General features: G+C 73.2%; 23 protein-coding genes and 3 pseudogenes. 10 read left to right on the plus strand and 16 right to left on the minus strand.

Annotation, left to right across the window (positions count from 1 at the left end; genetic code table 11):
- Positions 1-51: 51 nt before the first annotated feature.
- From AB0D94_RS11755 to AB0D94_RS11765, 3 genes are read right to left on the minus strand one after another with little or no spacing between them, the layout of a single operon-like run.
- A complete protein-coding gene (locus tag AB0D94_RS11755) occupies positions 52-978 on the minus strand; it encodes an ABC transporter ATP-binding protein (protein ID WP_362049519.1) in 927 nt (308 codons plus the stop codon).
- 26 nt (positions 979-1,004) lie between these two features.
- Positions 1,005-3,872, minus strand: coding sequence for a hypothetical protein (locus AB0D94_RS11760; RefSeq protein ID WP_362049441.1), 2,868 nt, complete (start codon positions 3,870-3,872; stop codon positions 1,005-1,007).
- Positions 3,869-7,183, minus strand: a complete 3,315-nt coding sequence (locus AB0D94_RS11765) for an ABC transporter permease (protein ID WP_362049444.1) — start codon at positions 7,181-7,183, stop codon at positions 3,869-3,871. The genes AB0D94_RS11760 and AB0D94_RS11765 overlap by 4 nt, the downstream gene beginning before the upstream one ends.
- 201 nt (positions 7,184-7,384) lie before the next feature.
- Here AB0D94_RS11765 and AB0D94_RS11770 point away from each other — a divergent pair, with 201 nt between their 5' ends.
- The gene (locus AB0D94_RS11770) at positions 7,385-8,164 is read left to right on the plus strand and encodes an ABC transporter ATP-binding protein (protein ID WP_362049447.1); all 780 of its coding nucleotides are present in this window, start codon (positions 7,385-7,387) and stop codon (positions 8,162-8,164) included.
- A 27-nt stretch (positions 8,165-8,191) separates the two neighbouring features.
- Here AB0D94_RS11770 and AB0D94_RS11775 read toward each other — a convergent pair whose 3' ends face one another.
- From AB0D94_RS11775 to AB0D94_RS11790, 4 genes are all read right to left on the minus strand, one after another.
- Entirely contained in the window at positions 8,192-8,788 is a 597-nt protein-coding gene (locus AB0D94_RS11775; protein WP_362049450.1) for a YceI family protein, read from the minus strand.
- Between the two features lie 21 nt (positions 8,789-8,809).
- Positions 8,810-9,289, minus strand: a complete 480-nt coding sequence (locus AB0D94_RS11780) for a hypothetical protein (protein ID WP_362049453.1) — start codon at positions 9,287-9,289, stop codon at positions 8,810-8,812.
- Positions 9,290-9,404: 115 nt separating this feature from the next.
- The gene (locus AB0D94_RS11785; protein ID WP_362049456.1) at positions 9,405-9,764 is read right to left on the minus strand and encodes a UBP-type zinc finger domain-containing protein; all 360 of its coding nucleotides are present in this window, start codon (positions 9,762-9,764) and stop codon (positions 9,405-9,407) included.
- A gap of 81 nt (positions 9,765-9,845) precedes the next feature.
- The gene (locus AB0D94_RS11790) at positions 9,846-10,490 is read right to left on the minus strand and encodes a DNA alkylation repair protein (RefSeq protein ID WP_362049522.1); all 645 of its coding nucleotides are present in this window, start codon (positions 10,488-10,490) and stop codon (positions 9,846-9,848) included.
- A gap of 248 nt (positions 10,491-10,738) precedes the next feature.
- Between AB0D94_RS11790 and AB0D94_RS11795 the strand changes: the two are divergent.
- Positions 10,739-11,185 (plus strand): annotated as a pseudogene (locus AB0D94_RS11795) (lytic polysaccharide monooxygenase); the annotation flags it as partial.
- Between the two features lie 159 nt (positions 11,186-11,344).
- Here AB0D94_RS11795 and AB0D94_RS11800 read toward each other — a convergent pair.
- Positions 11,345-11,887 (minus strand): DM13 domain-containing protein, encoded by a 543-nt coding sequence (locus AB0D94_RS11800; protein WP_362049459.1) that lies wholly within the window; start codon positions 11,885-11,887, stop codon positions 11,345-11,347.
- Positions 11,888-12,029: 142 nt separating this feature from the next.
- Between AB0D94_RS11800 and AB0D94_RS11805 the strand changes: the two genes are divergently transcribed.
- Together AB0D94_RS11805 and AB0D94_RS11810 are read left to right on the plus strand one after the other, a co-directional pair.
- A complete protein-coding gene (locus tag AB0D94_RS11805) occupies positions 12,030-12,746 on the plus strand; it encodes a response regulator transcription factor (RefSeq protein ID WP_362049462.1) in 717 nt (238 codons plus the stop codon).
- Positions 12,747-12,751: 5 nt separating this feature from the next.
- Entirely contained in the window at positions 12,752-13,873 is a 1,122-nt protein-coding gene (locus tag AB0D94_RS11810) for a HAMP domain-containing sensor histidine kinase (protein ID WP_362049465.1), read from the plus strand.
- A gap of 23 nt (positions 13,874-13,896) precedes the next feature.
- On the opposite strand, the gene AB0D94_RS11815 is transcribed toward AB0D94_RS11810, so the two are convergent.
- Complete coding sequence (locus tag AB0D94_RS11815; protein ID WP_362049468.1) at positions 13,897-14,556, minus strand: NAD(P)-binding domain-containing protein; 660 nt, start codon at positions 14,554-14,556, stop codon at positions 13,897-13,899.
- Between the two features lie 76 nt (positions 14,557-14,632).
- Between AB0D94_RS11815 and AB0D94_RS11820 the strand changes: the two genes are divergently transcribed.
- On the plus strand, positions 14,633-15,073 hold the full coding sequence (locus AB0D94_RS11820; RefSeq protein WP_362049471.1) for a helix-turn-helix domain-containing protein: 441 nt from the start codon (positions 14,633-14,635) through the stop codon (positions 15,071-15,073).
- A gap of 64 nt (positions 15,074-15,137) precedes the next feature.
- Here the strand turns inward: AB0D94_RS11820 and AB0D94_RS11825 are convergent, their stop codons facing one another.
- The 4 genes from AB0D94_RS11825 to AB0D94_RS11840 form a co-directional block, all read right to left on the minus strand.
- Positions 15,138-16,187: an iron-containing redox enzyme family protein gene (locus AB0D94_RS11825; RefSeq protein ID WP_362049474.1), complete on the minus strand. Its 1,050-nt coding sequence runs from the start codon at positions 16,185-16,187 to the stop codon at positions 15,138-15,140.
- Entirely contained in the window at positions 16,184-16,444 is a 261-nt protein-coding gene (locus AB0D94_RS11830) for a CDGSH iron-sulfur domain-containing protein (RefSeq protein ID WP_362049477.1), read from the minus strand. The genes AB0D94_RS11825 and AB0D94_RS11830 overlap by 4 nt, the downstream gene beginning before the upstream one ends.
- Positions 16,428-17,069: a HemK2/MTQ2 family protein methyltransferase gene (locus AB0D94_RS11835; protein ID WP_362049525.1), complete on the minus strand. Its 642-nt coding sequence runs from the start codon at positions 17,067-17,069 to the stop codon at positions 16,428-16,430. Before AB0D94_RS11835 ends, AB0D94_RS11830 begins: the two co-directional genes overlap by 17 nt.
- A 262-nt stretch (positions 17,070-17,331) precedes the next feature.
- Positions 17,332-17,562, minus strand: a complete 231-nt coding sequence (locus tag AB0D94_RS11840; protein WP_362049480.1) for a DUF6479 family protein — start codon at positions 17,560-17,562, stop codon at positions 17,332-17,334.
- Positions 17,563-17,760: 198 nt separating this feature from the next.
- On the opposite strand from AB0D94_RS11840, the gene AB0D94_RS11845 reads away from it, so the two are divergent.
- Positions 17,761-18,342, plus strand: coding sequence for a DUF2231 domain-containing protein (locus AB0D94_RS11845; RefSeq protein ID WP_362049483.1), 582 nt, complete (start codon positions 17,761-17,763; stop codon positions 18,340-18,342).
- Between the two features lie 301 nt (positions 18,343-18,643).
- Positions 18,644-19,012 (plus strand): PRC-barrel domain-containing protein, encoded by a 369-nt coding sequence (locus tag AB0D94_RS11850; protein WP_362049486.1) that lies wholly within the window; start codon positions 18,644-18,646, stop codon positions 19,010-19,012.
- A gap of 139 nt (positions 19,013-19,151) precedes the next feature.
- Here the strand turns inward: AB0D94_RS11850 and AB0D94_RS11855 are convergent, their stop codons facing one another.
- Positions 19,152-20,438, minus strand: coding sequence for a peptide ligase PGM1-related protein (locus AB0D94_RS11855; protein ID WP_362049489.1), 1,287 nt, complete (start codon positions 20,436-20,438; stop codon positions 19,152-19,154).
- Positions 20,439-20,610: 172 nt separating this feature from the next.
- On the opposite strand from AB0D94_RS11855, the gene AB0D94_RS11860 reads away from it, so the two are divergent.
- A complete protein-coding gene (locus tag AB0D94_RS11860; RefSeq protein WP_362049492.1) occupies positions 20,611-23,151 on the plus strand; it encodes a SpoIIE family protein phosphatase in 2,541 nt (846 codons plus the stop codon).
- 89 nt (positions 23,152-23,240) lie between these two features.
- Here AB0D94_RS11860 and AB0D94_RS11865 read toward each other — a convergent pair whose 3' ends face one another.
- Both AB0D94_RS11865 and AB0D94_RS11870 read right to left on the minus strand, forming a co-directional pair.
- Positions 23,241-23,870: a class I SAM-dependent methyltransferase gene (locus AB0D94_RS11865; protein ID WP_362049495.1), complete on the minus strand. Its 630-nt coding sequence runs from the start codon at positions 23,868-23,870 to the stop codon at positions 23,241-23,243.
- Between the two features lie 152 nt (positions 23,871-24,022).
- Positions 24,023-24,649, minus strand: a pseudogene (locus tag AB0D94_RS11870) (flavoprotein); the annotation flags it as partial.
- Positions 24,650-24,652: 3 nt separating this feature from the next.
- Here AB0D94_RS11870 and AB0D94_RS11875 point away from each other — a divergent pair.
- Both AB0D94_RS11875 and AB0D94_RS11880 read left to right on the plus strand, forming a co-directional pair.
- Positions 24,653-25,009 (plus strand): arsenate reductase ArsC, encoded by a 357-nt coding sequence (locus tag AB0D94_RS11875; RefSeq protein ID WP_362049498.1) that lies wholly within the window; start codon positions 24,653-24,655, stop codon positions 25,007-25,009.
- 262 nt (positions 25,010-25,271) lie between these two features.
- A pseudogene (locus AB0D94_RS11880) lies at positions 25,272-25,653 on the plus strand (hypothetical protein); the annotation flags it as partial.

The raw sequence follows: 25,653 nt of genomic DNA on the forward strand, positions 1-25,653 counted from the left end.
GCTCACCGGCCGGCCGGGACGCCGTAACGGGATACGGCCGGCCCCCACGCCCTAGCTGCGGTCCGGGCGCAGTTCGATGCGGTCCGGGGCCAGGTCGACCGCCACGCGGTGCTCCATGCCCAGGGCCTCCAGGAACTTCGGGGGCAGCTGGACGCGCCCGGAGCGGTCCAGGACCACGTACTCGCGTTCGCTGATCGATTCCTCGCCGTGCTCGTCGGTGACGAGGCGGCGCAGGACCTCGCTGCTGGTGCGGCCGTCGCGGATCGCCACGGTGCGGCGGACCTCGCCCGCCACCATGGGGTCGTGCGTCACGATGACCACCGTCACGCCGAGTTCCTTGTTCACCGTCCGGAAGGTGTCGAAGACCGCCGCGGCCGTCTCCGAGTCCAGTTCGCCCGTGGGTTCGTCGGCCAGCAGCACCTTGGGGTCGTTCGCCATCGCCACGGCGATCGCGACGCGCTGCTGCTGGCCGCCGGACAGCTGCGCCGGGCGCCGGTGCGCCAGGTCGCCGATCCCGAGGGCGTCCAGGATCTCCGCGACCCGGGCGGAGCGGCGTGCGCCCGCGCCTCGGCGTCCGCCGCCGCCCTTCAGCTGCATCGGCAGGGCCACGTTCTGGGCGGCCGTCAGGAACGGCAGCAGGTTGCGGGCCGTCTGCTGGAAGACGAACCCGACCGCTTCGCGCCGGTAGCGCAGCCGGTCGCGCGCCGACAGTTCCAGCAGGTCGTAGCCGGCGACCGCGGCGCTGCCCGCCGTCGGGACGTCCAGGCCCGCCAGGATGTTCAGGAGGGTGGACTTGCCGCTGCCGGAGGCGCCTACGAGGGCCACCAGGTCGCCCTGGTCGACCGTCAGCTCCAGCCCTTGGAGGGCCTGCACCTCGATCCCGTCCGTGCTGAAGATGCGGACCAGGCGGTCGCAGGCGATCGCGGCGTCCGCCGCCGGGGTACGGGGCTCCGCGGCGGCCGTCGCCCGGCGGCGCAGCTCCTCGTACGTCGGCTGGTCGCTGTTCAACTCTGGTCTCCCGCTCTCAACTCGGTGGTGATCTGCCGTCGCCCGGATGTCGCCGCCTCGACGAGCACGGCGGCGGCGACCAGCGCGGCGAGGCCTAGGGCCTGGGTCAGTACGGGGCCCGCCGTGAGCCGTACTCCGGTCGGCACGCTCGCGCCGACCAGCGTGGACAGGTCGATCGCCGGGCCCAGCAAGGCCACCGCGGCCGCCGCCACCAGCGCCCCGCCCAGCGCCGCGGCCAGGGTCTGCGGCAGGGTCTCGGCGAGGATCAGCGCGACGCCCTGCCGGCGGCGCAGCCCCATGGTGCGCAGCCGGGCCAGCAGCGCCGCCCGTTCGGGGACGGTCCGCATCAGCGTCAGCAGTACGGCGAGCAGGGCGAAGCCGGCCGCTCCGGCCACGCAGGCCCAGAAGAGGCGCTGTGCCGACCGCTGCAGCGGATCGGCGCCGAGCTCGGCGACGGCCTCGGCGCTGGTGCGCACGGGATACACCTCGTCGGCGGGGTCCGCGGCGGGTGCCGGAGCCTGGGCCTGGGCCGTCGAAGACGCCGGCGGGAGTGCGGACCGGACCAGCGCGCGCAGCCGGTCGCCGTCGACGGTACCCAGACCCACCCACTGGTTCGGGCGGCCGGCGCCGATGAGGGCCGTCGCCGGGCCCGCGGGCAGGACGACGATCGCGGCGTCCCGGGCCGGCCGGACCGGGGTGCAGTCGATCACGCCGGCCACCCGTGCCCGCAGCTCTGCGCCGTTGCCGGGCTGCACCGTGTACGTGCCAGGGCCGGCCAGCTGTGCCAGGCCGGCGCTGAACAGCGCGGGCACGGGCGCGTCGGCGGACTGCGAGCCGCCCGCGGTCAGCAGGGCGGGGTCGAAGGAGCCGCAGCCGAGGGCACGGGACAGCTCCGCGTACGCGGCCGGCTCGGCGACGATCACGGCGACCTGGCTGGAGCGCTGCTTCGTGCCGGTGACCGAGGAGTCGTGGTCGACCCACAGCGGTACGGACGTCCGTACGCCCGGCAGCTCGCCCGCGGCCTTCGCGAGTCCGTCCGGGAGCGAGGTCTCCCCGGACGCGGAGATCGCCGCGTCGCCGCCGACCGCCAGCCGGGCCACCCCCAGCCGGTTCGAGTCCACCGAGTTCAGGACGGCGGCCCCGAATCCGCCGGTGGTGATGGCGAGGAGCAGGGCGACCGTCGGCAGGACGGAGGGACCGGTCCGGCCACGGGCGTGCGTCCCGGCCGCCCCCTGGCCGCGGGCGGCCCGCGCCAGCCCCAGGAAGCCGACCAGTCCGGAGCGGCGGCCGGCCGCCCGTGCGAGCCACCCGGTCACCACCGGCTGGAGCCGGGCCAGCAGCAGCCCGCCGCACAGCGCGAGCAGCAGCGGAGCCGCGATCAGCAGCGGGTCCGGGTCGCTGCCGGCCGGGGCGACGCCGCGGCGGCGGACCTCCAGTACGGCCGCGCCGGTGGCGATGACGACGAGCAGTTCGGCCACGGGCCGGCGCCACCGCCCGGCCGGGCGCGGCGGGGACAGCAGTACGGCCGCCCGTACCGGGAAGGCCAGCAGCGCGAGCATCGCGACGACCGCGGCTGCGAGCAGTGTGGGGGCGAGCCGGGGCGTGGGCAGCAGCAGTACGGCGAGCGCGGTGGCGGCCGTGGCGGCCGGCAGCACCGTGACGGCGCCCTCCCCGAGGAGCCGGCCGACGATGCCGGCGCGCGAGCCGCCCCGGGCCAGCAGCAGCCGCAGTTCGGCGTCGCGGCGGTCCGCGGCGAGCGCGCCGGCCAGGCACAGGACGACGAAGGCGACCCCGCCGACCCCGGCGGGTCCGATCAGGGCGAGCGGCGCCGCGGCCTGCCGGCGGTCGTGGGCCTGCTCGAACAGTTCGGGCAGCCACGAGGAGGTCCGTAGCCGCTCGCGGCGGGTCTCCCTCACGAGGGTGGCGGCGGTGGGACCCGCCATGTAGGAGGCGATCTCCTTCGTCGTGGCGTCGAGCCGGTCGGCCCGCAGGCGGCCGACGTCCACCGGAAGCCGCCAGAAGTCCTCGGCGGTGCGGCCCCAGGTGTCCATCCGGCCGAGGTCCCCGGCTCCGATCAGGGCGTCGACGTCCCAGGCGAGGTTCTCCCCGATGCGGTGCTCGCAGGCGCTCGGGAGGCAATCGAGGTCCGCCCAGAAGTCCTCGGTGCGGTCGGTGACCGCGTAGAGACCGACGACTTCCACGGACGGCGTGCCGTCGGCCAGGGGCGCGCTCTTCAGGACGGATCCGAGGCGGGCGCCGAGGGTCTCGGCGGCGGGCTGCGAGAGGGCGACCTGCAGCGGCGGGTCGTAGGCGGTGGCGCCCTCCGGGGCACCGGCGGACGGAGTGCTGCCCGGCCAGCGTCCTTCCACCAGCTTCACGTGGGCCTGGGCTTCTTGGACGTACAGCAGCGACATCCTGGGCGGGAATCCGGACGGGCGGGACAGTTCCGGATTCAGCAGCGGTAGCCGCTTGGTGGTCCGCGTGCCGTGGACCACCGCGTCCGTGTCGACGTGGAAGGTGGATCCGGTACGGGCGAGCAGGCTCTTCAGCGTCCCGTCCAGGGCCTGGGCGCTCTGCCCGGACACCGGAGACGGCGCGGTCACCTGCAGACTGGTGCCGGCCTGGCCGCTGCCCTCCAGGAAGGACCTCAAGGCCTGGTCGGCGCCCCGGTCCTGGGCCCGTGGCAGCGCGGCGGCCAGCAGGACGGCGACGAACGCCAGCGCGGCGGCGAGCAGGGTGCCCAGTGGTGCCGCCCGCAACCGGGTCCGGACCCACGGCGCGGGCCGCGGCCCGGACCGCGGGGCCTCGGCGGACGGCGGGCCGGCGGACAGCGGCCCGGAGGGCGACGGCGGCGGGGTGGTCACATGTCCTCCACGGGGCGCAGCCGGGCGGCGATGTCGCGGCCCCGGGGGCCGCTGAGCAGGGCCGACAGCAGGGGAACGGCAGCGATGGCGGCGACCGTCAGCAGGGTCTGCCAGAACGGCATGTCCACCCGTACGTACGGGAACGGCCGCCCGGCGGCGGGTGTCAGCACGACCAGGGGCGCCATCAGATGGACGAGGGCGACACCGAGTCCGGTCCCGACCGCGGTCCCGATGGCGATCAGCACCCCGCCCTCGGCGGCGGACGCCCGGGCCAGCGAGCGGCGCGGTGCGCCGAGCGCGAGCAGGACCGAGAACTCCCGGCCGCGCACGCGCCGTTCGGCGGCGGCGGAGGTCGCGAAGCCGATGGCCGCCAGGACGGCGCAGGCGGCGGCGAGGGCGGCCAGCGCGCCCTGCGGGCCGGCGCTCAGCGGGTCCTCCAGCAGGCGTGCGGTGATCTCCTCGCGCAGTTGTACGCGCTCGGTCCGGGCCCCTGCGCGCAGTTCGGCTGCCAATCGGGCCGGGACCGGGTCGGCGGCCGAGGTGGCGGGCAGCCACCACTCGGTGGGCGGGGCCGGCTGCTGACCGGCGGACTCCAGCAGGAACCGGCCGAGCGTGCGCAGGTCGACGGCGAGTGCCGTCCGTCCGGCCACCGGGAGGGAGTCCACTGCGGCGGTGATCCGCATCGGGACCGTCGCGCCGTCCAGTGTGACGGGGACGGTCTCGCCCACGGAGGCGCCTATGGACCGCAGGTAGCCGGTGGTGGCGACCGCCGGGACCGCGGCGGCGGGAGGCGCGGCGGGCGCCGGGAACAGCACGGCGTTGACGCCCTTCTCGGTGCCGGCCCCGCCCCAGTAGCGCACCTGCAGCAGGTCCGTGGAACCGGCCGGTACCGGGGACAGTACGGGGGCCCGCAGCGAGCGGGGACCTTGTGGGGGCGCCGACTGCCAGCCGCCCGTGGCCGCGGGGGCGGGCGCGGCGACCGCTGCGGCGGCGCCGTCCACGGTGTCGGAGACGGCGATCCGGCGCAGCGTCAGTTCGCTGCCGTCGCCCGCGGGGCCGCCGTCCCCGGCGTACGAGAGGCGTATGCCCGCCAGGGTCAGGGGGGCCGCGGCGGAACCGACCGGGGCACCGGTCAGGGTGTCCAGGGAGACCGGGAGGGTGGCGTCGCCGCTGTTGGGCAGCGTGACCGAGGGCGTCCCGTGGATCGCCCCGAACCGGTCGCGCAGCAGCAGGCTCACGGCTGCCCAGCCCGTACCGGCGGACCGTACCGTCACGTCGAGGTCGATCCGGCGGGGGGAGCCGGGCAGGGCGACGCCGGGGGCCGGTGCGGAAGCTGTTCCCGCACCGGCGGCCGCGGACCCCGCCGGGGTGTCCGGGTCGGCCGCGGCGAGCGGGGCGAACAGCTCCCGCATCCCCTGGCCGCCGCGCAGGTCCGCGCGCAGCGGCACCCGTTCGCCCGCCTCGGCGGCGTCCAGCGCGAGGAGGTCGGCTGCGGCGCCGCCCGGCAGCGCCTGCTCCCGGCGGACCACCGGGATCAGCCGGTCCCCGCCCGGCAGTGCCCCGTAGCGTCCGCCCTGGCCCATCGGGGCCATGCTGCTCCCGGAGATCCGCAGGCCTCCCGCGGTCGCGAACTCGGCCTGGTCGCGCTGGGACGCGGACCAGGCGGCGTGCTGGCCGAGGGCCAGGATCCCGCTGGAGACGGCGAGGACGAGCAGCAGCACGGGTCCGGTGGCCCGGCCGGGCCGCCGGGCGAGCTGCCAGCCGAACAGGGCCGGGGCAAGGCTCCGGCCGCGCGCCGCCAGCCGTCCCCCGGCCCGCGCCGCGAACGGCAGCAGCCGCAGGACCAGCAGCGTGCCCCCGCACAGGGCCAGGGCCGGGGCGGCGGCCAGGACCGGGTCCACGCCGAGCCCGCCGCCGGCGGGGGTGGCGGGCACGGGCGCGTCCGTGGCCCCGTACTGCGAGAGCTGCTGGTAGCCGAGGACGGCGAGGGCCACCACGGCCAGGTCCACGCCGGAGCGGGCGGCGCCCGTCACCAGGGCCTGCCTGCTGCCCACGCGGCGCAGGACGGCGGCCGAGGCGCCGCGCAGGACGGAGGGCAGGGTCGTCAGCAGGACACAGGCCAGGGCGCAGCCGGCCGCGACCGGCCAGACCAGCCAGGTGTCCGGGATCTCCAGGTGGACCCGCCCGAGCGGTCCGAACCGGCTGAACAGGCGCAGCAGGGGCGGTGTGAGCAGTGGCGCCAGGACGGCCGCGGGCAGGGCGAGCAGCAGCGACTCGGCCGCGCTCAGCGCGCCGAGGCGCCGGCGGGAGGCGCCGCGCGCGGTGAGCAGGACGCGTTCCGGCTCCTGGCGGGCCGTCAGGATGTGGGAGACGAGGAGCAGTGCGGCGGTCGAGAGGACGGCGAGCTGGAGCGCGCCCGCCACCAGGGTGGACCGGGCGACGAGCATGCCGGAGTCCAGCTCGGCCAGGAGCCGGGGCAGTTCGGTGGCGGCGCGGAGCGAGGTGGTGCGCTCCAGGGCTTGCCGCGCGGGGTCCGTCGCGGTCCGGACGGCCTCGGCCTCGGACGTGCGGAGGGTCCGCAGGTCCGGAGTCAGCAGCGTGAGGCGGTAGTTCTGCAGGAGGCCGCCCGCCGTGAAGGCGCTGTCGTCCACGAGGAGCGGGCCGTAGGTGGCGAAGGTGTCGGTCTGGACCTCCCGGCCGCCGAGCGGGTCGAGCCGCCAGTACCCGGCGTCCGGATCGGCGGCCCGGTACACGCCGGTGACCAGCACGGTCAGCGGAGGCCCGTCGAACCGGTCGTCCAGCCGGACCGGCGCGGGCAGCGCGGACTCGGCCAGGCCGAGCCGTGCCAGTGCCGCGCGCGGCACGGCCACCTGCGTCGGCGCGCCGGCCCCGGTGGCTGCGGCCGGCCCGGGCCATTCACCGGCGAGCAGGCGTACGTGCTCCCGGCCGAGCGCGGCGAGCAGGGTCAGGTCGGCGTCGCGGCCCGAAGCGGCGGCGCCGGGAAGTCCGTACGAACGGCTGTGGGCCACGCTCTCGGAGGCCACCGGAAGCCGCCCGAACACCTCGTCCGCGAAGGTCCGGACGGACTCGTCGTCCTTGGCGCGGGCGGAGGCGGGATGGCCGCTGGTGATCACGACGGTGGTCCGGGACCGTTCCGGTCCGGTCAGGGCCCGCCGCAGCCCCTCCTCCCCCACGCCACGGGTGAAAGCCGTCAGCGCGGTCAGCGCGGTCGCGGTGATCAGTACGGTGAGCAGTACGGCGACAGCGAGCGGCCATCGCCCGCGCAGTCGGCGCACGACGAAGCCGAGCACTGTGCAGTTCCTCCCCCACCCGGACCCTCGGTACCGGATAGCGGACGATGCTGTCAGATGTGGGCGATAGAGGGAAGGGGCTTGCGTGAATGGTGTGACAGATGCGCAAATGCGATCAGATAGTTGCAGCCGCAGCTGCGGCAGGTGCGGGGCGCGCGGGCGGGCGCCCGGCGCGGACAGCTCGACGGGGGAGGAAATGCGATGAGGGACCAGCAGGAACGGGTGGCGGTCGCGGCGGCTCGGGAGGCCGGCGGCACGCCCATCGTGGTGGTGGACGACGTGCGCCACAGCTTCGGCAGCGGACCGCAGGCCGTCCACGCCCTGCGCGGCGTGTCCTTCGAGGTCCGCCGCGGCGAACTCACCGCCCTCAGGGGCCGGTCGGGCTCCGGCAAGACCACCCTGCTGAACCTCGTCGGCGGCCTCGACACCCCGACCAGCGGCCGGATCGCCCTCGACGGCACCGACCTGGCGGCCCTCGACGAGCCGGGCCTGCTCGCCCTGCGCCGCGACCGCATCGGCTTCGTCTTCCAGTCCTTCGGCCTGATCCCCGTCCTCACCGCCGCCGAGAACGTCGGCGTACCGATGCGCCTGCGCCGCGTCCCCGCCAGGGAGCGCGAGGAACGCGCCCGGACCCTGCTCGCCCTGGTCGGGCTCGCGGACCACGCCGAGCAGCGCCCCGGCGAACTCTCCGGCGGCCAGCAGCAGCGCGTCGCGGTGGCCCGCGCCCTGGCCAACGACCCCGACCTGATCATCGCGGACGAACCCACGGGCCAGCTCGACTCGGAGACCGGCCGGTCGATCATGGAACTGCTGCGCGCGGTGGTGCGCAGCGAGTCGGTCACCGTCCTCGTCGCCACCCACGACCCCAACCTGATCGAACTCGCCGACCGGGTCGTGGAACTGCGCGACGGCCGCATCGTCGAACCGACCGCACCTGCCGCACCTGCCGCACCTGCCGACCCGACCGCATCGGGCGCGTAAGGAGAGGCCCGTTCCGGGAACGACGCGTCAAGCCGTGCTGTCCTCGGCCCCGTTGCTCTTCGCTCCACTCGGTTCGAGGACGGCCTCGACGTCGACCATGACATCGACCATGGAGCTGACGACCACTCCCCCGCGGTCGACCACGTCGTTCCAACTCACCCCGAAATCATGGCGGTTGACACGCGTCGTGGCGAGGAAGCCGGCGCGCCGTCTGGGCCCGAGGTCCCGCCCGTCCTCCCACCAGGGGGTATCCCACTGTCCGAGGTAGGTGACGTCGAAGGTCACGGGGCACGTCACGCCGCGTACTGTGAGCTCTCCGGTGACCTCGAACTCGGTTCCGCTCACCTGGTGGACGCGCGACCCGGCGAACGTCCACGTCGGGTGGCGCTCGACGTCGAAGAAATCAGCGCTGCGGAGGTGGGCGTCGCGCTGGGGCTGACCGGTGTACACCTGGGTCGCGTCGACCGTCGCCTCCACGCGCGCCTTCTCCGGCTCGTCGGGATCGACCTCCAGCACGCCGTGCACGTTCTTGAGCTGCCCGCGTACGTAGGTGACCATCATGTGCCGGGCGCGGAACTCCGCCGCGGTATGACCGGGCTCGAAGAACCATCTCGTCATGGCCATGTGCGCCCCTGACCCGGCCGGTCAGCGCGTACGGCAGTGGCGGGGGCCGGTGTGCCCGTGGTGTGCCGACCGGTGTTGGTTCACGCCGTCGACGATGAGGGAGACGCCGATGCCCAGTATCCAGATGTCCTTGGCCAGCACGGTTCCCTGCTCGGTCGGACGCAGGCTGCCTTCCTGCCGCATCCCTGGCGTACGCAGGTAGAGCCCGACCGTGCCGACGGAGAACGCGGTCAGCGCAACGCCCGCGACCGCGGCGGGGACGACCGGCAGGAGCAGCGCGGCGGCGATGGCGAGCTCCCCGGTGGAGAGCAGCCGGACGAACTTCTGGGCGTCGCACTTTCCCAGGAACGGGTAGGCAGTGGCGGCGAACTGGTGCAGCCCCTCGGCGGTGGCCTCGTCCGCACCGCGTTTCGAGAGCCCGGAGTTCAGGAAGGACGTGCCGGCCGTGAGCCTGAGCGGAAGTTGCCGCGCCGCGGAACGCCATGCCGAAGCGGATCCCATGCCGAGCCTCCCAACATTGACCCCACCTACCACCCTGCCATCCGTTCGAACCGTGTCAAACGGGGGTGATCCCCCCGCCGGTCCCCGGAAGGCCCCGGAACCCTCCGGTGCCAGGTCAGTGCAGGTGGAGCTGCCAGTCTGCCGGGACCTTGCCCAGCGGCCCCGGGGTCGGCTGCGAGGCCGGGTGCGAGGTGGGCGGTGTCAGGGGCGGACCCTCGTAGTACTCCTCGGTCTCGATGTTCCAGAACCAGGACTCGCCGGGCTCGAAGCTCGTCAGGAAGGCGTGCCCGGACGCCCGGGCATGCCTCGTGCCGTGCTGCGAGGGCGAGGAGTCACAGCACCCGATGTGCCCGCACGCCGCGCAGCGCCGCAGGTGGAACCACCACCCCGGGCCGTCGCCCGCCAGGCACTCCACGCACCCGTCCCCACTCGGCCGCGCGTTGAGATCGATACCCGGGATCTGCTCGTGAGACATGGGCTGCGCCTTCCTGGCGAGAGGGTTGCACCCCCGTTGGGCCTCGTCCAGCGTAATCGGCACGGATCAGGCCCGCAGGCCCTACGTTGCCTGCTGCCGGCGCACCATCTCGGTGATCCAAACGGGCGCGAACGGAGACGTGCAGCCCGGGGAGGTCGGGTAGTCCTTGAGCACCTCCAGGCGCTCACCGATGTCCAGGGCACGGGCGCGGTGCTCGGCGTGCTCGATGCCGATCTGGGCCAGGCAGTGGTTCATCGCCCACTGCAGGCGATCGGGGGCGTCCTTCATCTCCGCCTCGATGACGTCGAGCAGTCCTGCGAGGTCGAGGCCCTCGGGCTTCTTCGCCACGCGTTCGGTGGTCAGTGCCCAGCCGGCGCTCGCGACCACCGGGTCCGGGTCGGTGGACCAGGCCAGGCGCAGCTCTTCGGCGTGCGGGTTCTTCTTCACCACGTAGTTCACGAGCCAGTCGTGCACCTTGGGTGTGCGCGCCCCGCGCAGCATGGCGTCCAACTCGTCCCGCCCGAAGGCCTTCGGGCGGCAGATCAGGAGCGCCAGCAGTCGCGCGGCGGTGTCATCCGTCTCCCAGAGGCGGACCGCGAGTTCCTGCTGCGTCTTCAGCCGCTTCGCGAGCGCACGCAGCTTGCCGAGGTTCACACCGTGGTCGTCACCGTGTTTCTCGTTCACGGCGCGTACCTTCGGGTCCTCGAGTTCGGCCAGCTCTGCCATCACCTCGGCCACCAGCGACTCGGCCACTGCAGCCTCCCGTCCGTCACCTGCGGGATTCAGCCTACGACGGAAATCGGCCTCCTGTCGTACACGCTGGACGCCGCATCCAGGCCGGTCCTGTTCCGGCGCGACCGAAAACGGCCCCTCGCCGCGCACCCGCTGAACCGCGTTCACGGCGCCCCCGTGAGCCCGGTGAGCCGCAGCGCCGCCTGCACCCCCGACACCGGCCGGTACACCGGCTCTCCCGCGTGCGAGGCGGCGCTGGCCGCGAGCCGGGCGCAGGGCTGGACGAGTGGGACAACATCCGGCTCAGGGAGGTGAACGGCAAGGACCGCGAGCGGATTCCCGACGGGAAGCTGTGCAGCGCGGGCATCGACCGGTTCCGCGGACTGGACCTGCCGCGCGGCGACTGGCCGGTGACGCGGATGACGGCCGGGTCCCCGTACACCTTCCGGTACCGGGCCGCGATCCCGCACGCGGGCCGGTTCGAGCTCTACCTGACCCGGCCGGCGTAAGACCCTTCCCAGCCGCTGAAGTGGTCCGACCTGGAGCCACAGCCCTTCCTGACGGTCACCGACCCGCCGCTGACCGATCAGACGTACAGCTTCACGGGACAGGTGCCGGCCGGCCGGACCGGACGGCATCTGATCCTTGCCGTCTGGCGCAACACCCAGCTCCCGGACACCCATTACTCCTGCTCGGACGTCCACTTCCCCGGGGAGCAGGCTGCCGCAGCCACCGCGCCGGTCACTGCGGCGGCCACCGACACCCCGATCGCGTTGGCAGCGGCCGCGCACGTGCCAAATGCGGACACCATCCATGAGCCCGCCCGAGCTGTCGGCCCGGGCCGCGGCTCACGCCTTCGCGAGGGCTGCGGCTCCGAACGAGACGTCGAAGCGGTCGCACCAGATGCTCACGCTCGTGTACTGGGCGAGGTCGACACCGGGCGGCAGCTCGTAGTTCTGATCGCCCTTGTTGCCCTTGAGCTTGCCCAGGGTGAGGTACTTGCCGTCGTCGAAGACGCGCCAGCCCGCCACGCCCTCCTTGACCGGAGCATCGCTCAGCAGCACCCGCAGGTCCGGGCCGTTGCTGGTGTCGAGGTTCTCCAGGCGCAGCGTGTGGGAGCCGTCGGCCAGCCTGACGACCTTCACCGTTCCGGTCGTCGCGTGCTCGTGGCTGATCAGCTCGCCCGAAGCGACCGTCCGCGGACCGGCCGCGGAAGCGGAACCCCCGCCCGGCCCGGCCGGAGCCTTCGGCGCGGCCGCCCCGGCGGGCAGTGACTCGCGCACGGTCTCGTCCTGCCACAGCTTCCACGGCTGGAACCAGTACAGCCCCGCGCCCAGCACCACCGCGCCCGCGATCACCGCTCCGACCAGCAACCGGCCTCGACGCCTCATGTTTCCCACTGCCGTGCCTCTCCCTCTCGGATCCGTCACACGTATTCAACGCGGTGCACGGCGGCGGAGCCATATCCGCACCGATGACGAAACCCTTACGTCCGCGCGTGGAGCCGGCTGCGCGACATGCGAGGCTGGCGGCATGCACGCCGAACCACCACGCCGGATCCTCGTCGTCGATGACGACCCGACCGTCACCGAAGTCGTCACGGGGTATCTGAAGCACGCCGGCTTCCTCGTCGACCATGCCGCCGACGGACACCGGGCCCTGGTGTGCGCCGCGGACGGCCGCCCCGACCTCGTCGTCCTGGACCTGATGCTTCCCGGCCTGGACGGCATCGCCGTGTGCCGCGCCCTCCGCGAGAGTTCACCGGCGCCCGCCGTCATCATGCTCACGGCACGAGGGGACGAAGAAGACCGCGTACTCGGCCTGGAGGTGGGCGCCGACGACTACGTCACCAAGCCCTTCAGCCCGCGCGAACTCGTACTGCGGGTGGCGGCCGTGCTGCGCCGCCGCACCGCCGCCGCGGCCGCCCCCGGAGCCGGCACCCTCCTGCGTGCCGCGGACCTGGTGGTCGACCCGGACGCTCGTCGAGCCGTCAAGGGAGGGGACGAACTCGCCCTGACCCTGCGGGAGTTCGATCTGCTCGTCTACCTCATGCGCAATGCAGGTCGGGCCGTCAGCCGGGAGCAGCTCCTGCAAGACGTGTGGGGCTGGGGGTTCGGTGACCTGTCGACCGTGACCGTCCACGCGCGACGCCTTCGGACCAAGATCGAGGAGGATCCGGCGAGCCCCAGACTGCTCCGGACCGTCTGGGGTGTGGGCTACCGCTTCAACTCCTCCGAAGGGAAAGGGTGACCACGATGGCGGAGGGGGACATGGTGCTCATCGCCCTGTACGCCCTGGGTGGCGCGGCCGCGGCCGGTGTGCTCGGGGCCGGGGTCCTGCGTGCCGTACGGCACCGCTCGACGGCGGTGTCGCTGGCGGTCGTCGCAGCCGTCTGCGTGACGGCGATGCTCGCCGGGACGCTCGCCGTCGCCCGGGCGATGTTCCTGTCGCGACACGACCTGACCGTGGTCACCACGGTCGTCGCCATGGCGGCCGTCGTCTCCTTCGCGGTGGCACTCGTACTGGGTCGATGGGTGGTCGCGCGCAGCGCGGCTCTGACGCTGGCGGCGCGTTCCTTCGGTGACGGCGGCTCCTTCGCCGCTCCGGACGCGGCCGGGACGGCGGAACTGGATGCCCTGAGCAGGGAACTGGCCGCCACCAGTGCCAAGTTGAACGCATCGCGCGAGCGCGAGCGGGCCCTGGAGACCTCGCGGCGGGAACTCGTGGCGTGGATCTCGCACGACCTGCGGACTCCGCTGGCCGGCGTACGGGCGATGGCGGAGGCCCTCGAGGACGGCGTGGCCACCGACCCCGAACGGTACTTCCGCCAGATCCGGACGGAGGCGGAGCGGCTGAACACCATGGTCGGCGACCTCTTCGAACTCTCCCGCATCCATGCCGGGGCACTGTCGCTGACGCGGAGCCGGATGTCGACGTACGACCTGGTGGACGACGCGCTGGCCGGCGTCGACGCGCTCGCCCGCGAGCTCGGGGTCCGGCTCGTAGGGGAGCAGGTCGCGCCGGTGCCGATCGAGGTCGACGGCAGGCAGATGACCCGCGTCCTGTGCAACCTGCTGACCAACGCCCTGCACCGGACTCCGGCCGACGGCACGGTCGCGATCGCGGCGGAGTCCGGGGCGGACGACACGGTGGTGGTCTCGGTGACCGACGGCTGCGGCGGCATCCGCGAGCAGGATCTCCCCCGGGTCTTCGACACCGGCTGGCGCGGCACCGAGGCGCGCACGCCCCCGGGCGGGGCGGGCCTCGGCCTGGCGATCGTACGGGGCATCGTAGAGGCGCACGCGGGCCGGGCGAGCGTACGCAACGTGGCCGACGGCTGCCGCTTCGAGGTGACCCTCCCCAGGGCCGGGGCCTGACCGGGGCGCTGCCCTGGACTGCCTCACGCACTCTCGGCTCGTGGACCTGTCGCATAGGCCAGCGGCGGCGCGATCGCCCGTACGTCCGCCTGCTCCGCCACCCACAGGCCGATGAACAGCGCGGCGGTCGCCTCCAGCAGTCCGGCGCGGTCCAGCCCGCCCCCGGCCACCGGCTCGCAGCCGATGTCCCGCACCAGCTCGCGTGCCCGTGCGAGCGCCGCCTCGTCGTCCCCGCACAGCGGAACGGTCAGGGGCTGACCGTCGAAGACCGGCGGGGTCATCCGCCACACGTCCTCGTGGCAGAGGTTGAACGCCTTGACGACGTGGACCCCCGGTGCCGCCGCAGCCAGTCGGCGTGCCGCCGAGGGACCGCCTTCGGTCAGCAGCCGGAAGCCGGGCCCGACCGGATTCGCGCAGTCGAGCAGGACCTTCCCCTTCAGCGCCGACCGATGTTCCCTCACGACCTCCGCTCCCGCGCCGTAGGGCAGCGCTGCCAGAGCCACCTCGCCGTAACCGGCCGCCGCCCGCAGACTCCCGTGCCCCGCACCGCGCCCGATGCGCGTCGCGAGCCGCTGGGCCTTCTGCTCGTCCCGCCCTCCGACGAACACCTCGTGCCCGGCCCGCAACCACTGCGTGGCCAGTGCGTCCGCCATGTTTCCCGTTCCCAGCACACCGATCTTCATCGATACGCCCCTCTCCGCATCTGCTCCAACCGCTTTCGGTACGACACTAGGAAGCCCTTCAGGCACCATTTGGTACGTGACGACCGACGACCACCTCGCTGACTGCCGCGCCCGCCTCGCCTTCGACCTCCTCTCCAACACCTGGAACCCCGTGCTGATCTGGGTCCTGCGCAGCGGTCCCAGGCGCCCCCGCGAACTGCGCGAGCGCATCGGCGGCATCAGTCCCAAGGTCCTGACCGAGACGCTGCGGCGGCTGGAGTCCAATGGGCTCGTGGCACGGCACGCCTACGACGAAGCGCCGCCTCGTGTCGAGTACGAACTCACCGCTCTGGGACGGACGTTGCTCGGCCCGATCGATGCGTTCGGCGCGTGGGCCTTCGAGCACGGCGATGAAGTCATGGCCGCCCAGGAACGCACGGGTGGCAGTGCTGACCCGGTCCCGTCACGGCCCCGGCTCGAACCGGGGTGGCGTGAGGCCGTTGAGACGGCCGGTGTCCGGCGCGGTCCTGCCGGGTGACGCACAGGGGCGCACACGGACGACCGCGCCGCCCGGCGGCAGACGCGCGACCGGGGCCCGCACCTCAATACTCGGGCACCGTCCGCAACGCGCTGCGCCCCTGGTCCCAGGCCTCCCGGATGTGCGTCGCGAGGCGGTCCTCCAGCAGGACGGTCGCCGCGCACCCGAAGGCGATGTCCGCCTCGAGGCCGGGCTCCTCGGCCAGCAGGCCTCCGATGACCTCGTGACGCACGACCTGTTCGTGGACGGCGTCGGCCTCGACGTGTTCCGCGTAGAAGTGCTCGGCGGCCGGACCGGCGCCGCAGCGCCGCATGGCCTTGGCCAGGCGCCTGGACCCGGGCGACGAGGTGACCTCGACGCACGCGAAGTGCCCGACGAGAGCGCCGCGCAGGGCGCGGTGCAGGCCGAAGAGGGACATCAGGTTCACGGTCGCGAGCAGGGGCGCCGGGGCCCGGTCCAGGTAGCGGCCGTACGCGGGATCCAGGTCCAGGTCGGTCATGAGGTCCGCGAAGAGCTGCGCGTGGATGCGGTCGGCGCGGCCGGCGCCGAACTCGTCGTACTCGATGGCGACCATGGCGGCCTTGGCCCGTCCCGTGAGCCGGGGGATGACCCAGGCGTGCGGGTCCGCCTCCTTGAGGTGGTAGAGGGAGCGCAGGGCCGCGTACTCGCGCAACTGCCACAGTGTTCCCTCGGTTTCGAGGTGGTGACTGAGGCTGCCGGAGAGGTCCACGGGCTCGACGAGGAGCGGGGCGAAGGCCTCCTCGACCGATCGGGAGGCGTCGGGCAGCTCGGTGCGCAGGGCGTGCAGGAAGCGGGTCTCCAGCGCGTGGCGCAGCCGCAGCAGATCGGGGTCCCATTCGCATTCGTCGTCCACGCCGTCGAAGCCGCGGTAGTGCAGCTCGTACAGCAGGTAGAGCGCGAGCTGGAGGTCCTCACCCCAGGGGTCCGCCTTCAGCACGGACCCGGTGGCGTACACCGGCGGGCCGCCGGATCGCAGGGCCTGCGTCACGGCGCGGGACAGCTCGCCCCGCCCTTCGACCAGGCAGGGGCCGGCAGCCACGGCTGCCGTGCTCGTGATCGTGCCCGGACTCGGGCTCGGGCTCGGAGGCGTCATCGCGGGTCCCTGTCTTCGGGCGGCGGGTCAGCTCGCTCGCGGCGGCGGTGGCTGGTGTCGCACCAGGGGTAGGTACGGCTGCGGCGGCAGGTGCACACCGCGACCATGAAGCGGTCCGAGCGGGCGACCGTACCGTCGTCCCGGACGATCTCGACCGGGCCTTCCACGAGGACCGGGCCCTGCGGGTCCACGGACACCCGGCGGGCGGGCGCCGCCGCGGGAACCGGGCGCGGGCCGCGGTCAGAGGTACTGGGCACGTATGATCACCAACTCTTCCCACTCCTCGGCTTCCGCCGCCAGACCCTGCTGCTCCAGCCAGGCCCGTCGCGAGCGCAGTACGGGGCCCCACGGCACCGATGCCCTCGCCGTGACCTCTGCGGCCAGCCCCGCCCCGGTCAGGCGGTCGAGCGTCTCCTCGGCCCCGCACATCCCCGAATGCACCATGAGCAGGACGCCTCCGGGACGCAGCAGGACCGGGGCGCGCGCGCAGATCCGGTCGATGACCCCGCGACCGTCGAGGCCCGCGTCCCAGGCCCGCTCGGGCCCGTGCGAGGGGAGCCGAACCGCCGGGGCGGGGACGTACGGGGGGTTCGCGACGACCAGGTCGAAACGGCGCCCCGCGGTGCGTACCGCGAAGTCGCCGTGCAGGACGCGCAAGGGCAGTCGCCGGCGCAGGGCGTTCAGCCGCGCCGTGACCACAGCGGGCCAGGAGACATCGACCGCCGTGACCCGGGCCCCCCTGCCCGCGGCGCGCAGGGCCAGCGCACCGGTGCCCGTACCGATCTCCAGCGCGTCGGTCCGCGGCCCGAGGTCCTCCTGGGCGAGCGCCTCCGCGAGGAGGAAGGTGTCCCCCTGCGGCTGGTAGACGCCCGGCAGGGCCATCAGGCCGGCCGGCAGCGTGTGCAAGGACAGAGCCGTACTGGGCAACGCGTACCTCCGGTAGGAATGCGGCCCGCGAAGCGGACCGCGCCGATTGACCGACAACCTGCGACTGCCCTCGGCGACGCGGCCCACCCAATTTCTCTTCGATCTTCAGAGGATCAGACGAATACCGGACCTCGAGCGAGCGAGCCTCACGGCCGCAGCACGTCTCGTCTCATCGCTCCCGGATCGCGTCATCGCTCCCGGATCGCGCCGGGCCGGCTCACACGCGGGGGCCCGGGCCGCCGGCATCGTCGTCCGGCGTCCGCCAGGAGTCCTCGCGGCGCCGCGCCGCGGGATTCTGCTCAGCCGGCCGGGCGGGGGCCCGGCGCCGCGCGCTACGGCGGCTGCCGTACCAGAACGCGCCGATCAAAAGAACGACCACCACCACGCCGGCGAGGATGAGGAAAAGCGCTCCCTGGCCTTCGGCCGCAAATATCTCGGTAGGCATCATGGCTGCCGCCTACCCGCGATGGCCGCGCCTACCGACCATCTGTTCACCGTCCGTCTCCCGACGGGCGCGCCGTCCTCGGCGATCCGCTTCTTCCCGGCCATGGCAGTCGCCGGGCGATTCCTCCATTGGCAGGCCGGTCGTTCGGGTGCAGTCGAAGCCAGGGTGGGATCGCGGCGTGGCGCCGGGTAGGCGTCGTGTATGAACGCACACACCCTCGACACCTCGACCACGGCCGGGCAGAGCGCAGTACTCGACACCGCCTCCGCATGGTGGCTGACGGCCCTGGACCGGCTCGAGCGGACCACGGTGGCCGATCCGGCGATCAGGGTGCTCCAGCGGCGCATCCGCTCACTCCCCCTGGGCGGGATGCGTGATCTGCTGCATGGCAGGCCACTGGGCCACCCCCTGCATCCCGTGCTGGTGCAGGTACCCATCGGATGCTGGCTGTCGGCCGCTGTACTGGACGTCGTACCCGGGGCGCAGCGTGCGGCGTCCACCCTCACCGCCGTCGGACTGGCCGGGGTCGCCCCGGCAGCGGTGGCCGGCTGGGTGGACTGGGCTGACCTGCCGCCCGAGCAGGCCCGGGTCGGCCTCGCCCACGCGGTCTCCAACGTGGCTGCGGTGGTCTGCTACGCCGCGTCCTTGAGGGGGCGGCTCCACGGCCGCTCGGCGAAGGGGCGGCTGTGGTCCCTGGGCGGGCTGGCGGCCGTCGCCGTCACCGGCGCGCTGGGCGGGCACGTGGCCTATCGACAGGCCGTCGGTGCGCACCCCGCGACCTGAGCGGCACCTGCCGTAGGCACTCGGTCCGCCGGGCCCGCCGACGCGTCTGCGGTGGTTCCACCCACGCCGGTTCCACCCACGTCTGCGTGCCCGGGGAACTGAAGCACCGTCACGGACCGCGTCCACCATCGACGGCCGTCCCGGACCCCCGAATTCGATCGGGGTGCGTGAAGCACCGAATGGCGGGCAGACGGAATCCAGGCGGAACGCAGGACCCGCCGCACGCAGGACTACGGAACAAGGAGGATCGGCGGAGAAGCATTTCCCCGCCGTCCCCCGTTGACCGAGGAGTTGTTTTCGCGTGACTGAACATGTGTGGAGTTACCAGCCGACCGCGGGCCACCTGGCCGGTACGGACCTGACCGGCTACAAGGTCGAGGCGACCGACGGGAGCATCGGCAAGGTCGACAAGCACTCCGACGAGGTCGGTGACGCCTACCTGGTCGTGGACACCGGCGTATGGATCTTCGGCAAGGAGGTCCTGCTGCCGGCGAGCACGGTCGTCAGGATCGACCCGGCGGAGCGGAAGATCTTCGTCGACCGCACCAAGGAACAGATCAAGAACGCGCCCGAGTTCCACCGGGACAAGCATCTCGGCGACGCCGGGTACCACCAGGAGCTGGGCACGTACTACGGCACCGGCGGCCCCTTCGGCGGCCGCCCCGTCTGATCGCGTTCGGGCCCTCATGATGACGCCGGTCCCGGCACCCCCTGGGTGCCGGGACCGGCGTCATCATGAGGGCAGACGCGAAGCTGCGTCCCTTGCCCTGACCACCTGCCTCTTTCGCCGCCTACCGATCCGTACCCGATCAGGGTCGGGCGCCCTCGAATTCGAGGACTTCGGCCAACGCGGCTTCCCCTTCCTCCACATCCCCGGCGCTCCTGGCGATCACCGCGTACCGCCAGGAGTGGCCGTCGGGCGGCGCGTCCGCGTAGAGGACCACGCCCTCGCCGCGCGCCGGGTCGAACCCGAGGCGGGATTCGCGCAGCCGGGCAAGGGCTCCGTCGAAGTCCAGAGCGCGCCGTGTCCAGCCCTTCGACACCGACCATGCCGGGTCTGCTCCGGCCGAATCCGCGGTCAGCCGGGTCACCATGGCGTGCGGTGTGGTGGTGGCCGTACGACGGATGTTGCTCTCGCTCGCGTACGCCACGCCGTCCGCGTCGACCAGCGCGTCGAGCCCGAAGGGCCCGGCGTAACCATGGGCGGCCAGATGGCGGCCCATGGCTGCCCCCCACTCTTCCAGCTCGTCGGCCACGTGCGCGCAGGCCGGCGGCAACGGGGAGACGTATCCCGTGAAGGAGCCCTGAGCCGTACGCATCGCACCGCTGAAGAGAGCGCGTGTCCCGGAGGCGGTGACCTCCAGTTGGATACTGACCGACTCGGCCACGTCGAGGCACTCCTCCACCACCCAGACCCCCTCGGGCCCGCCGACCGTATCGAGCGCCAGGGCCGCCCCGCCCTTCAGGTCGCCGCGGGAAACGAAGCGCATCCCGTGACCTCCTGCCGAGCGGTCGGGCTTCACCACGACGCGCTCGTGGTCCCGCAGGAGTTCGCGGACCATCCCCTCTGCCGCGGGACGCCGGCCCACCCGCCCCTCCGGCAGCCGCATGCCCAGACGTTCGGCCGTCTCACGGAACCCGGCCTTGGTGTTGAGCTGCATGGTCACCTCCAGCGCGGCCTCGGCGGCATCGACCGTGGGATAGGGATGGACCGTGAGGCCGAGGTCACGGGCGAACGTGATCGCCGACGCGTCCAGTGCCGTCGGCAGCAGGGCCGCGCCCCGGTCCCGGGCGAGCGCTCGGACGTGCTCGGCCAGTCCGGCATCGCGCACCGCCCTTGCCAGCGGGACGGGGCCGGCGGGGGGCACCTCGACGACCGCCACCGATTCCGGGGGTACCCCCGTCAGGCCGTACACGTACCGCAAGAACTCCCGGCTCAGGGGCACGGGAGTGACCAGCACGTCCCCGGGCCGCAGCAGCCACGCCTTCCGCGGCGCCTGCTGTGCCCACTGCGTCAAGACCTGCCCCTCGCCGAGATCCACCGCCAAGTCGGAGAGGAAGTTCGCGAAAACAACGAACGGGCCCTTCTCACTCACCACTGCTCCTCCGCTCGCCTGCCTCACACCATCACGGCCCAGGCCAGGATCCCCCCGCCGAGCGTCTGCCCCACACAGGCTGGGCGGGACCGGATGGCGCAATGCCTCTGGCTCTCGTTCCGGACATCGACCAGCATGAGGGCAGCGGGACCGGCGGACGAGATGGGCACTCATGCGCGCCACTGAGAGCAACCAGGAGCATCCCTTCGCTGTCACGAACACGGCCGCGGCACTGCTGGACGACGCCGGGACGGTCGTCGCCTGGACACCGGCGGCCGAAGCCCTCCTGGAGCGCCGGTCCGCAGACGTGTGCGGGCGACCGGCACGGGACCTCCTGGCGGACACGGGCAGCTGGGAAGCGGTTCTGGCTCAGGGCAGGCAGGGCGAGCGGGAGGGGTGGGAGGGCCGGGCCACACTGCGGCACGGCTCAGGACGCGAGCTGGAGATCGGCTTCCGCGTCATCCCGCTGGAGGACGGCGTACGTGGGGACGCAGCCCGTCACGGCGACACAGCCCGATACGGGGACGCAGCCCGTCACGGCGACACAGCCCGCTACCTCGTACTCGGCGCGCCCCTGGAGCTGGTCGCCCAATGGCGGCAGGACCACGCCTTCACGCATGAACTGTTCCTCCAGGGCCGAGTGGGCCTGGCCGTCTTCGATGCGGACCTGCGCCTGCTGCGGACGAACACGCACCTGTTGCCGTACACCGGGGTGCCCGTCGAACTGAACGGCCGGCGCCTGGCCGACTTCCTGTGGGCCGAGGACGCACGGATCATCGACGACCGGCTGCGGGAGGTCATGTACAGCGGGAACCCCCTGATCGGTTTCAACACGACCGTGCGCACCTTGGACGACCCCAGAGGCGGCCGGGTCGTGACCATCCAGGCGTTCCGGCTGCAGGAGCCCGACGGACATCCGATGGGTGTCGCGGCGGTGTTCACCGACGTCACCGACCACGAGCGGTCGCGTGGCCGCCTGGACCTGCTGTACCGCGCGACCGGAGCCCTGGGCGGTTCGCTGTCCGTCCTGCGCACCGTCGAGGACCTGGTCAAGGTGCTGGCGCCCACGTTCGGCGACTGCGCCGCGGTGGATCTCGCGCAGACCGTTCTGACCGGCGGTGAACCACCTGGTGACGGGCACCTCACGCTGCCCCTGATCCGGATGGCCGTCGCCGGAGCGGAAGCGGACGGGCTGCGTACGGGCACGGCCCACTTCACGACTCCTCTCGCCGCGGCCGTCCCCCACCCGACGGGGACCGGGACGGACGTGCCCGAACCGGCCGCGCCCGGGGCGCGGGAGTGCCAGGGGGAGCTGATCACGGACCTCGGAACCCGGTCCACGGGGCCCGAGGACGACGCGGCCCCGGAGTGGGCGACCGCTGTCCCGGGTGCGCATTCGGCGATGACGGCGCCGCTGTGCGCGCGGGGCATCAGGTTCGGAAGGCTCACGCTCTGGCGCACGGGGGACGCTCCTCCGCCGGAGGAGGACGACCTGGCCCTGCTGGAGGAGATCGCCGCCCGTGCTGCCGTCGCCGTGGACAACGCGCGGCGGTACACCAAGGAACGCCGTACCGCAGTGGGCCTGCAGCGCAGCCTCCTGCCGCCGGCCACCTCGGAAAGGCCCGCACTGGAAGCCGCCGGCCTCTACCTGCCCGCCGACGCGGACAGCGGGGTGGGCGGCGACTGGTTCGACGTCATCCCCCTGTCGTCGGCCCGTGTCGCCCTGGTGGTCGGGGATGTCGCCGGTCACGGGCTGCACGCCACGGCCATGATGGGCCGCCTGCGCAGCGCCGTACGCGCGATGGCGGACCTGGAACTGGAGCCCGAGGAACTGCTGGCGCACGTGGACGACATGGTCCTGCAGGTCGTCGCAGAGGCCGAGAGCGACGACCCGGAAGACGGCGACGCGGGCACGCCGGTGCCCAGCGCACCGGCCGGGGCCACCTGCCTGTACGCCGTCTACGACCCGGTCACCCGCAGTTGCGTCATGGCAAGCGCCGGACACCCGCCGCCGGCCGTGGTCAGCCCGGACGGAACCGTGGAGTACGTCGAGCTGAGCCCCGGCCCTCCCCTGGGGGTCGGTGGCTGGCCCTTCGAGCCGGTCGAACGCGATCTGCCGCCGGGGAGCGTACTCGCCCTCTACACCGACGGCCTGATCGAGCGCGGAGAGGGAGACATCGACCAGGGCATGCGCGACCTGGCGGACCGGCTGCTGCGCGCGGACGTACTCGGCCGGCCGCTCCGTCAGGCCCGGCACGACATCGTGGAAGGGTTGCCGCCGGGCCGGCTGAGGGACGACGTCACCCTCCTGCTGGCCCGCACCCGGGTGGTGGATGCCGGCTCCATCGCGACATGGCAGCTCGACGCCGACCCCGCGATCGTCGGCGACGCGCGCCATCTCGTCCTGGATCAGCTGACCGCCTGGGACCTCGACGAGCTCGCCTTCAGCACAGAGCTCATCGCCAGCGAGCTGGTCACCAACGCCATTCGCCACGCCGGTGGCCCGGTCCGGCTCCGGCTGATCCGGGCGGACACCCTGACGTGCGAAGTCTCGGACTCCAGCAACACGCAGCCGCGGATGCGGCGTGCGAGGAGCTCCGAGGAAGGCGGTCGCGGCCTGTACATCGTCGCCCAGCTCTCGCACCGCTGGGGCAGCCGCTACACCAGGGGAGGCAAGACCGTCTGGTCCGAACAGAGCCTGCCCCTCGCCTGACAGTCCGTACGGCGACGGCATGGTCGCGGGCGGGCACCAGGGCGGTGCCGTCCACGATGAGCACGGTGTCCTTGGCGAAGGGACGCGCTCTAGTGGCGGCGGGCCAGCAGGTGGGCGTCGAGGAAGCCCCGCTCGGAGGCCGGGTCGTGGAGCAGCCGGGCGAACGTGACGAGCCCGGCTCCGGCCAGCAACTCGGCGAACCGGTCCACCGGCCAGCTGTAGGCGGGCGTCACCTTGTGGTCGAAGCGGACCGGGTCCGGTCCCTCGGTCGCGAAGAACGAGGCCAGGAGCAGGCCTCCCGGGGCCAGGACACGCACCTGCTCGGCGAGCAGCGCGGGCAGTTCCCCGGGCGGGGTGTGGATCATCGAGTAGTGGGCCAGCACGCCGCCGAGCGCGCCGTCCTCGACCGGCAGGGCCTCCATCCGCGCCTCGTCGAACCGCAGCGCCGGATGGGCCCGCCGGGCGTGGTCGACCATGCCCGGGGAGAGGTCGAGCCCGAAGGCGTCCAGCCCCAAGTCGTGCAGCATGGCCGTCAGATGACCGGGCCCGCACCCGACGTCGGCGGCCCGCAGGTTCCCCGTCCCGCGCACCAGCTCGGCGAAGGTGCCGAGCATGGCCCGCGCGAACGGCTGCGTCTCCAGCCGGTCGGCGAACATCGACGCGTACAGTTCCACGATTCCGTCGTAGGCCGCTCTGGTCTCGTCCTGGTGCTCCGCCACAGGAAAGAAACTAACATCCGCGCACGTTCTCCAGGCATCGCCGAGGAGCACCGGTACCGGCTCGCCCGGCCGCACTCGAAGCGATTCCGCGGGGCCGCGACCCGTCCCCCGTACCGGTCGCGGCCCCGCCGGCGTGAAGGTCCGCCACCGGGTCAGCAGCCGCCGGAGCGGGCCGGGGCGCCGATGGTGAGGGTGGCCGGGGCGGCGCAGCAGCCGCCGCCGGTCTCCTCCGCCGCCTCGGGCTGGTCGAAGAGGCCGGCGCCGCCGCAGACTCCGGTCTCGGGGAGGGTGAGTTCGACGCGCTCGGCGGCTTCCCGGTCGCCGGCGAGGGCGGCGGCGATCGAGCGGACCTGCTCGTAGCCGGTCATCGCGAGGAAGGTGGGGGCGCGGCCGTAGGACTTCATGCCGACGAGGTAGACGTCCTTCTCCGGGTGGGAGAGCTCGTTCACGCCGTGCGGGTAGACGGTGCCGCAGGAGTGCTGGTTGGGGTCGATGAGCGGGGCGAGCGCGGTCGTTGCCTGGAAACGTTCGTCGAGACCGAGACGGAGCTCGCCGAGGAAGGTGAGGTCGGGGCGGAAGCCGGTGAGGACGATGACCTCGTCGACCGGGTCCAGGCGGCGGGCGTCCTCGCCGATCAGGACCAGGCTGCCGTCGCCGTCGCGTTCGAAGGCGTCGGTGCGGAAGCCGGTGACGGCGTCCGCGTGCCCGCCGTCGACGGCTGCCTTCGCGGCGAGGCCGAGGGCGCCGCGGGCGGGGAGCTGGTCGGCTTCGCCGCCGCCGAGATGGCGGCCGGGTTCCTGCGCCACCTCGCGGGCGACCGCGTCGAGGTCCGCTCCGCCGGTTCCGTGCCCGGCGAGCAGATCAACCCTTCCGCCGTCGCCGCCATGGCCGAGCTGGGCATCGACATCTCCGACCAGAAGCCGAAGGTCCTCACCCCCGAGGCCGCCCAGGCCTCCGACTACATCATCACCATGGGCTGCGGGGACGCCTGCCCGTACTTTCCCGGCAAGACCTACCTCGACTGGCAGCTCGAGGATCCGGCCGGCCAGGGCGTCGAGGCCGTCCGCCCCATCCGCGACGAGATCAAGGTCCTCATCGAGGGCCTGATCGCCGAGATCGACGCCAAGCCCGAGGCCTGAGCACACGACGCGACCGAGACGACCCCGAACGCCCGACCGGTCGCGCCTGCCCAGGTCGCCGCAACCCCGCGGCCGATCACGGAGACGACCCGTCCGCTCGTGACGGCCGGCACACGGCTAGGGTGATCCGCGATGGCGAGGACGCTACGCAGTCAGCAGGGGGTGACAGGTGGGGTCAGCCGATCCCCTGACGGTACGGGTGCCGGTCGGGGAAGACGCCCATCTGTGGGCCAGCCGCGAGACGAGTCGCAAGGTACTGCTGGTGGCACACAACGTCACCTCCGCCGGACGTCTCCTGGACGTCCTGCCACTGTTCCATGACGACTTCCGTGTACAGCTGTTGGTGACCTCCACCGAGTCGTCCGCGTTCCGGGCCGGACTGCGTGAGCTGTTCGCCGGCCTGGAGCTGCCCGTGCTGCCGTGGGAGCAGGCCCGATCGCTACCGGTCGACCTCGCGGTGTCCGCCAGTTTCGGTGGACAACTCCACGCCCTGCAAGGCAAATTGAGCATCCTGTCGCATGGTGCCGGATACACTAAGAAGCTGGCCAGGCCGGGAGCCGGGAGCCGGGAGCCGGGAGCCGGGAGCCGGGAGCCGGGAGCCGGGAGCCGGGAGCCGGGAGCCGGGAGCCGGGAGCCGGGAGCCG

It is taken from the genome of Streptomyces sp. NPDC048255 (assembly GCF_040652415.1).
In the GTDB taxonomy this organism is placed as follows: domain Bacteria; phylum Actinomycetota; class Actinomycetes; order Streptomycetales; family Streptomycetaceae; genus Streptomyces.